We start from the raw sequence: 13,221 nt of genomic DNA, 5'->3' as shown, positions 1-13,221 counted from the left end.
GGAGATTTTTATTTTTGATCAGATCGCTTTTCCGAATCCGTTTCTTTCTTTTGGTCAGCTGAATTTTTTTCCATCTCCTGAGCTTCTTTAACCTCAGCTTCGACTTCCGCGTAGTCTAAGCGTGTAATCTCACCGCCAAGCTCCATCATGATTAATTGATTCAATGCCCGATTGTCGTCCTCTTCAGCAATCAGTAATAATGCGGTATCGCCTTCTCCGACTTTATCGATCAAGAATTCAAAGACCCCTGTCGCTTCTCGCACTTCTTTTGCATCGCGAGTCGCACCAATCATGCCACCAGTAAACCAGCCTAATAAAATGCCCACTGGACCACCTAAGATTCCAACCATCATCCCAATCAGACCACCAGTTGAACTTTTATTGCTGCCGGTGAAATCAAGAAAATCTTCGATCACAAATTTATGTTCACCATCATTTGAATGATGGATAACCGCCATTTGTTCACCTTTAAACGCCTTACTCATGTGCAACCGTTTTGCTTTTGAAAAGGCTTCATAGGCTTTTGATTCAACATCAAAATTCATTACAATCACTCGTTTTTCCATTCATTACCACTCCTCTATCTTTTTTTCTAGTTTAGCAATAAATAGCGCTTTTTGAAAATAGAACGAGCTTTTTAAAACATAAAATAATTATGTAAACAAATAAACTATAAAAAAACTGGGAATTACTTCCCAGTTTTGATTTCTTCCATAATTCGATCATCGACTACATAGTGATCAAAGAATACTTTTGATAATTGATAGCCTTCGCCCCAATTCGTACGAATAACATCATATTCGACACCGTCGATTTTCAATTTATTGCGAAGGTGCTTAATAATAGTAGAAAGTCTCGTCATATGACTGGCTGAATCACTGTCGCCCCAAATTTTAATCGCTAGATCGTTCCGACTGATCGGTGCCTCTTTCGTTGCAATTAACGTGCTTAGCATCTCACGTTCCGAACGCGTCAAATTCCATAAAGGCAATGGCCGTTTTTCTTGTTCGTTCTCATCCTGTTGTTGTCTCATACCAAAGCCGATCGAATAAACTGATTCTTTCAACGTTTTCTCAGCAAGTTTCTCTCTTAACCCGCTAAGTGTTTCGTCTTCAAGTAACCATTCATCCACGCCTTGAGCTTCCCAATCCGCCTTTTCTTCTTTTTGTGGCAGACGATCTGCTTCACGAATAATTGTGAATTTGTCACCAACTTTTTCTAAAATAACTGTGAGCTCTTGATCAGAGATTGTTTCACTAACAATCACGATATCAAAGAAGCTTAACACTTCTAACGGCACTTGATTAGCTTGAATCATCGTTAATAGTTTTGCAGAACTTAAAACCTCGATATTCAGTCTTTGTAACTTTTCTACTAATGGTCTCTCAACTAAAATATTGTGTGTCAAAATCAATACTTGCATAACGTTATTCCCCTTTTTTATTATTAAAAATAAGTTCCCAACCTACCGATTTGGATTTTTTTATTATTTAACAATATAATTGTTACTTTATACTTCGTAAGTTTACACTTGGAACTGTTCAAATGCTACAAAAATGTTTATATTTTAGTAATCATAATTAGCGTTGTCAATAAAATTTTTGGGTTAAAAAAACTTTTCTTTATTAAAATAATACAATTATCATTTTTAAACAACGTTTTTCTTCATCATTCACAAAAATTTAAAAACATATAACAGTTACTATTACTCTTCTCAGCAGATCATCAAAAATATTTTTTTCTCTTTCGTATTCAAAATTAATGCCCGTAACAATAATGATTAATTCTATTGATTTTTAAAAATTTTTTGTTTACTTATTTAAGGTAAGCCTTTTCATCGTTCGTAGAAATCAGCCTATTGTTTTTGGAATAAAAAACCAAAAAATAGCTAATGAATTTTTTTAAATAACAACCATTATGACGATGTATTATTTTTATTTTTCTTTTCATCTATTTACCTACTCAAAATCATAAAATTCTCCTCATGATAAATTAATGATTGTCGTTACATAAAACTGATAAAACACAACGTTGATTTATTTTCGTTCAAAATAATTTTGATGATTTATGCGTAACAAAGAAGGAGCTGCAACAGTGTTCTGTTACAGCTCCTTCTTTCTATTTTCGATTAATCGACAAATTCAAATTCAAATTTATCAATTCGAACAAGATCGCCATCTTTGGCTCCCCGAGCACGTAAGGCTTCGTCAACACCCATAGAGCGTAATTGACGAGCAAAGCGCATCACGGTTTCATCATGATCGAAATTGGTCATCTTGAATAGTTTTTCTAATTTTTCACCATTCAATACCCAAGTTGCATCTGGTTCACGAGTAATCGTAAACTCTGGTTCATCTGATTGGAAGCCGTAATTTACGGTTTCTTCTTCAACTTCTTCATCATACAACAAGAATTCTGGCGTTACCTCTAATAAATCTGCAGTCGCGCTTAATAAATTATCTAAGCCTTGTTTAGTAATCGCTGAAATTGCGAAGACCGGAATATCATCCGCAAACTCGTCTTCTTTTTCTTTTTGCAATTCTGCTTTGAATTTTTTTAAGTTTTCTTCGGCATTCGGCATATCCATTTTGTTGGCCACAATAATTTGTGGACGTTCCAACAATCGCAAGTTATGTGTGCCTAACTCTTTGTTGATGGCTTGGTAATCTTCGTAAGGATCACGACCTTCCATCCCACTCATATCGATTACATGTAAAATCACGCGAGTCCGTTCGATGTGACGTAAAAACTGTGTACCTAGCCCAACACCTTGTGAGGCTCCTTCGATTAAACCAGGTAAATCGGCAGCGGCAAAGCTTCGACCATCACTAGTTTCTACCATACCTAGATTTGGAACCAAGGTTGTAAAATGATAGGCGCCGATTTTGGGACGGGCCGAGGAAATCACTGAAAGGATGGTTGATTTACCGACAGAAGGAAAACCAACTAAGCCGACATCTGCTAAGACTTTTAATTCTAATTCAATATGACGTTCCTGACCTGGCTCGCCGTTCTCAGCTAATTCAGGCGCAGGATTTCTTGGTGAAGCAAATCGGGTATTTCCACGGCCGCCGCGACCACCATGAGCAACGATCAATTCCTGACCATTTTCAATCAAGTCACCGATCAAAGCGCCGGTATCCGCATCGCGAACCGTGGTACCAGGGGGAACGCTGACATAGGTATCTTCGGCTCCACGGCCGTGCATCCCTTTACTCATCCCATTTTCTCCCGGTGTCGCACGAAAATGACGATTGTAACGAAAATCCATCAAAGTCCGTAGACCTTCATCGACAACTAAGATCACATCACCGCCGCGACCACCGTCACCGCCAGCTGGGCCGCCATCAGGAACATATTTCTCACGACGAAACGCAACCATTCCGTCGCCGCCTTTACCAGCTTTAATATCAATTGTTACCTGATCTAAAAACATGGACATCTTGGTGTCCTCCTTATAGTTATATTCTTTTTGACTACTGAATCTCCACACTAAACAAAGTCTCATATATTGTAGCCAGATTCAGAGAAAAAGTCCATTCTTATTGATAGAGCTTAGTAATTTTTTGAAATTCTTCTCATGATTTCTTCTACAGGATATATCTTTTGACAAAAAAATTGATGCGTTGCACAATTAAAAGAGTAAGGCATCAAGCATTGCTTGATATAAAAAGGAGGAACTTTTGGTTATGACAGTAAAAGTAGGTATTAATGGATTTGGACGTATTGGTCGCTTGGCTTTCCGCCGTATCAAAGAAGTATCAGACGATATTGAAGTGGTAGCAATCAACGATTTAACAAGTCCTACAATGTTGGCACAATTGTTACAATTTGATTCAACACATGGCACATACCCAGGTACAGTTACTGCAACAGAAGATTCAATCGTAGTTGACGGTGAAAAAACTCGTGTATACGCTGAACCAGATGCAAGTAAAATCCCTTGGGCAAAAGAAAACGGTGTTGATATCGTTTTAGAATGTACAGGTTTCTACACATCTGAAGAAAAAGCACAAGCTCACATCGATGCTGGCGTTAAACGTGTCGTTATCTCAGCTCCTGCTGGACAAATGAAAACAATTGTTTACAACGTAAATGATGACACTTTAGATTCAAATGATAAAATTATCTCTGCTGGTTCATGTACAACAAACTGCTTAGCTCCAATGGCTTACTTCTTAAACGAAGAATTCGGCATTGAAGTTGGTACAATGACAACTGTTCACGCTTATACTTCAACACAAATGTTGTTAGACGGACCAGTTAAAGGCGGCAACTTACGTGCTGCACGTTCTGCTGCTGATAACACAATTCCACATTCAACTGGTGCTGCTAAAGCAATTGGTTTAGTAATTCCAGAATTAAACGGTAAATTACAAGGACATGCGCAACGTGTTCCCGTTGTTGATGGTTCATTAACTGAATTGGTTTCAGTACTTAAAACAAAAGTTTCTGCTGATCAAGTTAACGAAGCAATCAAAAAACATACCGTTGATAACCCATCATTCGGTTATGACGACCGCGAAATCGTTTCTGGCGACGTAATCGGTACTACTCAAGGATCAATCTTTGACCCTACTCAAACAGAAGTAACTTCTGCAGGCGACTACCAATTAGTTAAAACTGTTGCTTGGTACGACAACGAATACGGCTTCACTTGCCAAATGATTCGTCTATTAGAAAAATTCGCTAACCTATAAAATAGATAAATATTGAATTTTTAAAGGAGATCGTTCATTCGATCTCTTTTTTTTGCGAGTGCTGCCTTTTTCAGTGTCTTTGGCTTGAGGTTTTCATAAACTATTTGAGCTGATGATGAACATACCGTTTAGCCTAATGATAGGCGTACGAAAGTGGAAGTATTTTTCATAAAAATGCCTCCTTATTATGTGCTAGCTGCATTTTATTTTTCTCAAATCTATCCCCTCGCCCTAAAAAACCGTAAACCATCGATCGAGATTCTATTTAAAGCAATATTAATTTTCGTAAACAGCATTTTTTCTTCAATTTCTATAAAATCGTTCTAAATCTAATTACTAAGAGTATGTATAAATTTTTTGAAATAAAAGTCACCTTTTTTTCATAGGAAGTCCATTAAAAGTTTGTTATCATAGGGATGATAATAAGTTTAAAAGGAGAATTTTATGCAACTAAAAAAAGCAATGATCAGCGCAAGCTTAGTTTTAGCACTTGGCCTATTTACTGCTTGCAAAAGTGATAGCGCAACAAATGATACAAAGGATAGTTCTGCAAAAACAACTGAATCCAGTGTAAATCTAAATAAAGTAGCGTTGCCCCAGCTTGATAACAAAGTTACTGATGATGAGTATCTTGTAGAGTTAGTAACCACTGAAGGGAACGTTAAGATCAAATTGTTCCCTAAACAAGCCCCTAAAGCGGTAGAAAATTTCGTTAAGCATGCAAAAGATGGCTATTATAAGGACACTCCTTTCCACCGCGTGATCAAAGATTTTATGATTCAAGGCGGAGATCCTAAAGGCGATGGTACTGGCGGCGAAAGCATTTGGAAAAAAGGCTTCAAAACGGAAACCTCTAACCAGCTTTATAATATTCGCGGTGCTCTTTCAATGGCCCGAGCTGAATCTCGCAGTAGCAATGGCAGTCAATTCTTCATTGTTACCAACAAAGAAGATGTTAGTGATGGTTTAGCGATCCAATATTACCCAGAGAAAATCATCGACGCTTACAAAAAGGGCGGCGCTCCTCAACTTGATGGCGAATATACGGTCTTTGGTCAAGTTACTGAAGGCATGGACGTTGTCGATAAAATCGCTGATGGTGAAGTTAAAGATGGCGGATCTGGCGAAAAATCAACCCCAACCAATCCAGTGAAGGTTAGCGAAGTAAAAGTATTGCAAGAACCTAAATAACCAGTAAGAGGCTCGCCATTACGGCCAGCCTCTATTTTGTATTTATTTTTGTTCTTTATCCCCCACGATGAAGGTGAATTCACATTCGGTGACCGTTTTATCTTCCACCGTTGCCCACGCTTTCGCTGTTCCAACCGGACCTTTAATTTTTTGGATATCAAAATTCAAAAACAAAGTATCGCCTGGACGAACAAATTCTAAAAAGTTGGCTTTGTTGATGCCACCGATGTAGGCTGTCTTCCCTTCAAAGGCTGCGGATTTCAAAATCAGTAAGGAACCTGCTTGCGCCAAGGCTTCAACAATTAATGTTCCAGGCATAATCGGTTCGCCAGGGAAATAACCTTGAAAAAAATCTTCGTTCATCGTTAGATTTTTCATCGCCGTAATATGCTTCTCATCTTCAAATTCTGTGACTGCATCTAAATAGTAAATGGGAAAGCGATTTGGGATCGCAGCCATAATTTCTTCGACATTCATAATTTTTTCCATTTTGCACCTCAATGAATATTTTATTTGATTATCAAACTATCATATTCTAATGGTTTAATCAAGGTGTTAACGAATATCTAAAAAAATAGTTTGACAATCAAAGCTTTTTCCAACATAATGAGAACATATTATTTTTTATATTATTTAGGAGTGTGTCATTTAATGTCTATTTTAGCTGGAAAAAAAATTATCGTGACAGGTGTAGCCAATAAAAAAAGTATTGCCTGGGGATGTGCTAAAGCCATCGCTGATCAAGGAGCCGAAATTATTTACACGTACCAAAACGACCGCATGAAGAAAAATTTAGTCAAATTAGTGGGCGAAGATGCACATATGTTTGAGCTTGATGTGGCTAGCGATGAAAAAATTGCTGAAACTTTTTCGGTAATCAAAGAAAAATTTGATACAATTGATGGTTTAGTTCATTCGATTGCTTTTGCTAACAAAGAAGAGCTTTCAGGTAACGTAACCGAAATTACCCGAGACGGCTTCCAATTAGCGCAAGATATCAGTGCTTATTCATTATTAGCTGTTTCAAAATATGCGGCGCCATTAATGACTGAGGGCGGCAGCATTGTCACTATGACTTACATGGGGTCTGAACGTTCGATTCCAAACTACAACATGATGGGTATCGCTAAAGCGGCTTTAGAAGCCGAAGTTCGTTACCTTGCAACTGAACTAGCTCCAAAAAATATTCGGGTCAATGCGATCTCTGCCGGAGCTATCAAAACCTTGGCTGTTACAGGCGTGAAAGATTACCAATCATTATTAAGTCTTTCAGAAGAACGGACACCAGACAAAGTAGCTGTAACAATTGAAGAAGTCGGCAATTCTTGTGCCTTCTTGCTAAGTCCTTTGGCAACTGGAATCATCGGTGACGTTATCTACGTTGATAAAGGTGTTCACTTAAGTTAAACAGTTAGACGTGCTGAAATTCAGCACGTCTTTTTTTGCGAGTCGGACTTTTGGCAATATCATCATGGATAAAAACTAATAATGTGCTATCACCAAGTTAACGATTAGACAGTTTAGTCCGATCGTATGCGTGACGAAGATAGTAATCATTTTTCAAGTTTTTTGAAAAATGATTTCTTTTAGCAGAGATAGCTGTCTAACTTTATCGGCTATGAGAAATGACTACGTTTCTTTAAACCGATTCCCCTTGCTTGTGTTACACTTAAAATAAAAAGGAGCTTTTTATGAAAATCGAACACGTTGCGATGTATGTAAAGTATCTAGAGTCAGCCAAAACTTTTTTTGAAACCTATTTTGAGGCGACCAGTAATGACCAATACCATAATCCAAAAACTGGCTTACGGACTTATTTTTTAAGCTTTTCTGACGGTGCTCGTCTAGAACTGATGACTCGTCCGGAAATGATCGAGAAAGAAACAGCTGCTTTTCTTACTGGCTATACCCATCTGGCCTTTTCACTAGGTTCAAAAGAAGCTGTAGACACCCTTACCGCTCATTTGGCAGCCGACGGGTATCAAGTATTGTCAGGCCCACGAACCACCGGTGACGGCTACTACGAAAGCTGTATTTTAGGGCCAGAAGAAAATCAAATCGAAATCACAGCATAAAAAAATCGTCTCTCCTTGTGAGGGACGATTTTTTTAAAAGATATCCAAAAAGGCCATCAACATCGCATGAAAAATTCATTTCATCGAAGAATCAATCGTGCTTTTTTGATAATGAATGCGGGCCAGAAAAATCCATAGAATCAAAAATAGGATACTTAATACTGCTAAAATATTCCAGATGATATCCATTTTTCTCCTCTATTTCTTTTCCCATCAAACTTCAAAAACCCAACCCTCAGGTGCCTCTACTGTGCCAAATTGAATACCAACTAATTCATCATATAATTTTTTCGTCACTGGACCTGTCTCTGTTTCACTGTAGAATACATGGAAGTCTTCACCATTTTGAATTCCGGCGATTGGAGCGATGATTGCCGCCGTCCCACAGGCTCCGGCTTCAGCGAATTTATCCAACTCATCCAAGCGAACATCTCCTTCGAGCGCTTCTAAGCCAAAGCGTTCCTGAGCCAAATAAAGCAAAGAATATTTCGTGATACTTGGTAAGATCGATGGTGATTTGGGTGTAATGAATTGGTTGTCATGAGTGATCCCAAAAAAATTCGCCGAGCCGACTTCTTCAATTTTTGTATGGGTCGCAGGATCTAAGTAAATACAATCAGAAAATGAGCGATCGTGAGCGATCTGACCTGGTAATAAACTAGCCGCATAGTTACCCCCGACTTTTGCTGCCCCGGTTCCATAAGGCGCCGCGCGATCGTATTCAGAAACCACAAAGTTACTTGGTGTCAAGCCACCTTTAAAATACGGACCAACAGGCATACAAAAAACACTAAAGATATATTCTGGCGCAGGTACGATTCCGATATTCGGCCCTACCCCAATTAAATACGGTCGCAAATAAAGTGTCGCACCGGTCCCAAAAGGTGGCACGTATTCTTCATTGGCTTTGACGACTTGTTTAACAGCATCGATAAACATTTCTGTCGGTACCTCAGGCATCTGCATCCGTGCAGCACTTTTATTTAACCGTTTCGCATTTTCATCCGGTCGAAAGAGATTGATCCGCCCGTCTTCTCGACGATAAGCCTTCAATCCTTCGAAACATTCCTGTCCGTAATGGAGACAAGTCGAGCCTTCATTAATGGTGATTGTATTATCCTCTGTTAATACGCCATTCTCCCATTGACCGTTTTTCCAATGAGAAATATAGCGAAAAGGCGTCTTGATATAATCAAAACCTAATTCTTCCCATTTTATATTCACCATTCTATCATCTCCTTCTTATTTAAAAGCTAGTCTATCACTTTCTTCCTTCCTTGTCATGATTTTTTAGGTTTTTCTAAAATCATTTTCTCCAGTCGACAGATTTTCAAAAGATTGTTAAACTGATTTTATTAATCTCAAGGAGTGGCTTATGTTTTTAAATGCATCTCAAACAGTAGATTCTAGCAACACGAACGTCGTCGATCAAGCAACCCAGCAGCTTAGCGCTTGGCAGAAGTATTGGCAGTCGGTTGATTGGGATCATGTCTTTTCTGTCGTTATCCAGAAAGGTATCACCATTATTGCAGTCTTAGTGCTGTTCTTTTTAATTCGTAAAGTCGGCACCTTTTTAATTAATCAATCCTTTGAACGCCAAAAGAAAAAAATGGCTGATAACGCGACCCGAATCGAAACGCTCCACGCATTGGCAGCGAATATTTTTTCTTACACACTACTGTTCTTTTTCTTATACTCGATTCTAGATACGCTAGGTATTCCCGTTGGCTCTCTATTAGCTGGAGCAGGAATTGCCGGAATCGCGATTGGCTTAGGCGCTCAAGGATTTACGAATGACATCATTACTGGTTTCTTCATTATCATGGAACAACAAATTGATGTTGGTGACTACATCCGCCTAGTTGATCGGCAAATCGAAGGCACGGTAACTTCTGTAGGAATCCGAATGCTGCAAATGAAATCCGCTGACGGAACGGTTCACTTTGTTCCGAATCGTAACATCACGACGATCAGTAACCTTTCTCGCGCTCATATGCAAGTCAAAGTAGACGTTCGAATCCAACCGGATGAAGGCTACGACCAAATTAGTCAATTAATTGACGAAGCAAATCAAAAATTAGCTGAACAATTTAAAGCTGAGATATTTGACGGTCCCGATCTTTTTGGGATGGTGGATTTAGGCAATAGTAATTATGCGATTCGAACAATCATGTATGTGACGAATGGGAAGCAATACAAATTGCAGGAAGAGTTTTTGACAGCCTACGTAAAGACACTTCATGAACATGGCTTTGCCATTCCAAGCAATCCAATTTTGACTGGAAAATAGCAAAAGGCGACGTATGAATTTTTCATACGTCGCCTTTTTATTCTTTGATTAAGTGTTACCAACTAGCTTTTTTAACACCTGGAATATGTCCTTGATGAGCCAACTCACGGAATTTTATCCGGGACATTCCAAATTTACGCATATAGCCTCTTGGTCGGCCATCGATTTGATCACGGTTTTTCAAACGATTGGGATTTGAATCGCGTGGTAATTTTGCCAAACCTTCATAGTCGCCTGCGGCTTTTAACGCTAAACGTTGCTCTGCATATTGTTGGATCAACGCCTGTTGTTTTTGCATTTTAACAATCTTTGATTTTTTTGCCATATCATTGCTCCTTTTCATTTTATTATTTAATCGAGCTTAATCGTAATCATTTCATTTTAAACACTTGATAAAAATAGCACACGGGCTTTGTGTCTGTCAATTGTTCTGTATCGGAAACAAGTAAGCTGACTTGTTAAAGCAAGAAAAAAAGACCCTTTCCAGGATCTTTTACTTTGGTGAATGGCTATGCAGTAAAACCTTCGTCGCTGACTGACTTTTTCTACCTAGAGCATGGAAGGTATAATTTACTGCTTTTAAAATTTCTCGTCGGGTCACAATACCTTGAAAAATACCGGCCTTGTCAATCACTGGTAAAAACGCAGAATCAACCACGAGATGCAATATATCTTCCAAGTCGGCATCTTCACGCATGACAGCAACATCGGTTTTCATCACATCAGCCACGCTATATTCACTTAAAGTGGATGTATCAATACCATCGATGCCCATCATTTTTTTTACAATATCATTCAAGCTCAATAAGCCAACAAAATGATCTTCTCTATCCAACACGGGGATCGTTGAATAGCCCGCTTGTGATAAAAGCAAGAGCGCATGTTCAAGCGGATGTTCTTTCATCACGGTCGCAACATTCTCTCCTGGGATCATCATGGTTTCTTTATGGTCCTTCATCAATTGTTCAACTGTGGGACTAATCATATGGCGCCTCCGTTCTCATTTACTCATTCTCATTTTACCTTACCAAAAAAAAGAAAGCGTTATTTTTGCTAATATTAAATAAAAATTACAAACTATCGAGAAAAATCTGCAGCTAATTCTTCAATGGCTTGATGGGCGCGGTTATAAAATTGAATATGGTAACCCGCCTCTTCGCTGTCGATAATTGCATAGCTGGGAATTTGTACTGGTCCCCGTGGCTGCGAAATACTGCCGGGATTCACGAACAGCATTTTTTTATCCATTTCTGCAACAGCTTGATGAATGTGGCCGAATAACGCGATATTTGCTCCCGCTTCTTGCGCTTGCAAGGACAGCATCGTCAAACCAAAGCGCACATTTGACCGGTGTCCATGCGTCATGTAGATCACATCTTGTCCAATAGTTACGACTTGCTCCATTTTGTATTCCGGGTCATAATCGCAATTTCCGCTGACAACTGTAAAATGTTCCCACAGCTCGTCACTGGCTTTCAACTCTGAATCTCCGCAATGGAACATATGATCCACTGTTCCGACATAGCGATTAACGATTTCTACCAAAATATTACGATCACCGTGATTGTCGCTAACGACTAAATACTTCATTCATTTTCCTCCAACCAGTTCTTCCAAACTTTTTCTAGCTTTCTCACAGCCATTCCTCGATGACTAAGTTGATTCTTTTCTTCCCCTGTCAATTCAGCGGAGGTTTTATTAAATTCCGGTACGATGAACAATGGATCATAGCCAAAGCCGTTATCCCCTTGTGGGATGCGGCCAATCCGGCCATTCCAATCTGCCTCAACTACCAAGCTTTCTTTTTGCGGTGCCGCAAAAACTAGGGTGCAATGAAAATGCGCGGTTCGCTTCTCATCTGGCACATCGGTCAATTCATGTAACAGCTTAGCGTTATTTGCGGCATCACTTTTCCGTTCTCCTGCAAAGCGAGCAGAAAAGATGCCAGGCATCCCGTTTAACGCATCCACTACTAGACCAGAATCATCGGCTAAGACTGGTTGTTTAATCAGCTGAGCAATCGTTTCAGCTTTTAAGCGCGCATTCTCCTCAAAGGTCTTACCGGTTTCCTCGATGTCTGGCAGCTCTGGGTAATCCAATAAGGTTTTGACTTGATAACCATCTTTAGCAAACATTGCAGCAAATTCTTTCGCTTTTCCTGGATTTCTCGTAGCGATCACGATAGTTCTACCTTCAGTGGGCTCTACCGCTTCATAGAGCGCCGTTTTTTGTTCAGCAATCAATTCCTCAATCGCTGTTTTACCATGTAAAATCAACGCGTTCAACTCGGTATCATCAAAGGTAGCTTCTTCTCCGGTTCCTTGAATCTCAACAAAGCGGCCTGATTCGGTCATGACTAGATTCATATCCACCGCGGCAGCAGAATCCTCTTGATAGTCTAAGTCAGTCACTACAGTCCCGTCAGGCAAAATACCAACGCTGATGGCTGCCAAATGTTCCTTAATTGGATCTTCGGTCAATTCTCCACTGGCTAATAATTTATTGATCGCTAAGCGTAAAGCAACGAATCCGCCGGTAATACTCGCTGTTCGTGTACCCCCGTCTGCTTGGATCACATCACAATCCACAATAATACTGCGTTCGCCTAATTTTTCTAAATCGATCACTGCTCGTAAGGAACGACCAATCAAACGTTGGATTTCCATCGTACGACCGCTTAATTTTCCTTTCGCGCTCTCTCGTCGATTACGCGTATTCGTTGCTCGTGGCAACATACTGTATTCTGCTGTGACCCAGCCTGTCTCACTACCACGTAGAAACGGCGGTACGGAGTCTTCCAAGGTCGCAGAACAAATCACCTTCGTGTCCCCAAAAGCGATCACTACAGAGCCTTCAGGGTGCTTAAACACGTTTGTCTCAATTGTTATTGGTCTTAATTGTTGGACATTTCTTCCATCATGACGCAAATTATTTTCCTCCTAGTTCTTATAAGAAAGACTGCACG

The 13,221-nt window shown here is 39.5% G+C and carries 14 protein-coding genes; 5 read left to right on the top strand and 9 right to left on the bottom strand.

The window, feature by feature from the left end; translation table 11 throughout:
• Window positions 1–8: 8 nt before the first annotated feature.
• The 3 genes from IGI54_RS05750 to obgE all read right to left on the bottom strand — a co-directional run bounded on the left by IGI54_RS05750 (window position 9) and on the right by obgE (window position 3,442).
• Window positions 9–566 (bottom strand): DUF1269 domain-containing protein, encoded by a 558-nt coding sequence (locus tag IGI54_RS05750; RefSeq protein WP_430621426.1) that lies wholly within the window; start codon window positions 564–566, stop codon window positions 9–11.
• A gap of 122 nt (window positions 567–688) precedes the next feature.
• Window positions 689–1,423, bottom strand: a complete 735-nt coding sequence (locus IGI54_RS05745; RefSeq protein ID WP_071861317.1) for a winged helix-turn-helix domain-containing protein — start codon at window positions 1,421–1,423, stop codon at window positions 689–691.
• Between the two features lie 705 nt (window positions 1,424–2,128).
• A complete protein-coding gene (obgE, locus tag IGI54_RS05740) occupies window positions 2,129–3,442 on the bottom strand; it encodes a GTPase ObgE (RefSeq protein ID WP_071861316.1) in 1,314 nt (437 codons plus the stop codon).
• A gap of 247 nt (window positions 3,443–3,689) precedes the next feature.
• On the opposite strand from obgE, the gene gap reads away from it, so the two are divergent.
• Complete coding sequence (gene gap / locus IGI54_RS05735) at window positions 3,690–4,700, top strand: type I glyceraldehyde-3-phosphate dehydrogenase (RefSeq protein ID WP_071861315.1); 1,011 nt, start codon at window positions 3,690–3,692, stop codon at window positions 4,698–4,700.
• Window positions 4,701–5,144: 444 nt separating this feature from the next.
• Entirely contained in the window at window positions 5,145–5,891 is a 747-nt protein-coding gene (locus IGI54_RS05730; RefSeq protein ID WP_313631317.1) for a peptidylprolyl isomerase, read from the top strand.
• A 42-nt stretch (window positions 5,892–5,933) separates the two neighbouring features.
• Here IGI54_RS05730 and fabZ read toward each other — a convergent pair whose 3' ends face one another.
• Window positions 5,934–6,380, bottom strand: a complete 447-nt coding sequence (fabZ, locus tag IGI54_RS05725) for a 3-hydroxyacyl-ACP dehydratase FabZ (RefSeq protein ID WP_071861313.1) — start codon at window positions 6,378–6,380, stop codon at window positions 5,934–5,936.
• Window positions 6,381–6,542: 162 nt separating this feature from the next.
• Between fabZ and fabI the strand changes: the two genes are divergently transcribed.
• Complete coding sequence (gene fabI / locus IGI54_RS05720) at window positions 6,543–7,298, top strand: enoyl-ACP reductase FabI (protein ID WP_430621425.1); 756 nt, start codon at window positions 6,543–6,545, stop codon at window positions 7,296–7,298.
• A gap of 284 nt (window positions 7,299–7,582) precedes the next feature.
• Window positions 7,583–7,966, top strand: coding sequence for a VOC family protein (locus IGI54_RS05715; RefSeq protein WP_430621424.1), 384 nt, complete (start codon window positions 7,583–7,585; stop codon window positions 7,964–7,966).
• Window positions 7,967–8,179: 213 nt separating this feature from the next.
• On the opposite strand, the gene IGI54_RS05710 is transcribed toward IGI54_RS05715, so the two are convergent.
• Window positions 8,180–9,193 carry a branched-chain amino acid aminotransferase gene (locus tag IGI54_RS05710; protein ID WP_430621423.1) on the bottom strand — a complete coding sequence of 338 codons (1,014 nt, stop codon included), beginning with the start codon at window positions 9,191–9,193 and terminating at the stop codon, window positions 8,180–8,182.
• 148 nt (window positions 9,194–9,341) lie between these two features.
• Between IGI54_RS05710 and IGI54_RS05705 the strand changes: the two genes are divergently transcribed.
• The gene (locus tag IGI54_RS05705) at window positions 9,342–10,256 is read left to right on the top strand and encodes a mechanosensitive ion channel family protein (protein ID WP_216429301.1); all 915 of its coding nucleotides are present in this window, start codon (window positions 9,342–9,344) and stop codon (window positions 10,254–10,256) included.
• Between the two features lie 55 nt (window positions 10,257–10,311).
• Here the strand turns inward: IGI54_RS05705 and rpsN are convergent, their stop codons facing one another.
• From rpsN to rph, 4 genes are all read right to left on the bottom strand, one after another.
• On the bottom strand, window positions 10,312–10,581 hold the full coding sequence (gene rpsN, locus IGI54_RS05700) for a 30S ribosomal protein S14 (RefSeq protein WP_071861308.1): 270 nt from the start codon (window positions 10,579–10,581) through the stop codon (window positions 10,312–10,314).
• A gap of 168 nt (window positions 10,582–10,749) precedes the next feature.
• Window positions 10,750–11,241, bottom strand: coding sequence for a cyclic-di-AMP-binding protein CbpB (gene cbpB / locus IGI54_RS05695; protein ID WP_430621422.1), 492 nt, complete (start codon window positions 11,239–11,241; stop codon window positions 10,750–10,752).
• A 92-nt stretch (window positions 11,242–11,333) separates the two neighbouring features.
• A complete protein-coding gene (locus IGI54_RS05690) occupies window positions 11,334–11,846 on the bottom strand; it encodes a metallophosphoesterase (protein WP_216429306.1) in 513 nt (170 codons plus the stop codon).
• Window positions 11,843–13,183: a ribonuclease PH gene (rph, locus tag IGI54_RS05685; RefSeq protein WP_430621421.1), complete on the bottom strand. Its 1,341-nt coding sequence runs from the start codon at window positions 13,181–13,183 to the stop codon at window positions 11,843–11,845. Before rph ends, IGI54_RS05690 begins: the two co-directional genes overlap by 4 nt.
• Window positions 13,184–13,221: the final 38 nt, after the last annotated feature.

Origin of the sequence: Enterococcus sp. DIV0800, assembly GCF_050559735.1 — a bacterium.
In the GTDB taxonomy this organism is placed as follows: domain Bacteria; phylum Bacillota; class Bacilli; order Lactobacillales; family Enterococcaceae; genus Enterococcus_A; species Enterococcus_A devriesei.
The sequence above is the reverse complement of the archived record's forward strand: the minus strand, read 5'-3'. Positions and strand labels throughout refer to the sequence as shown.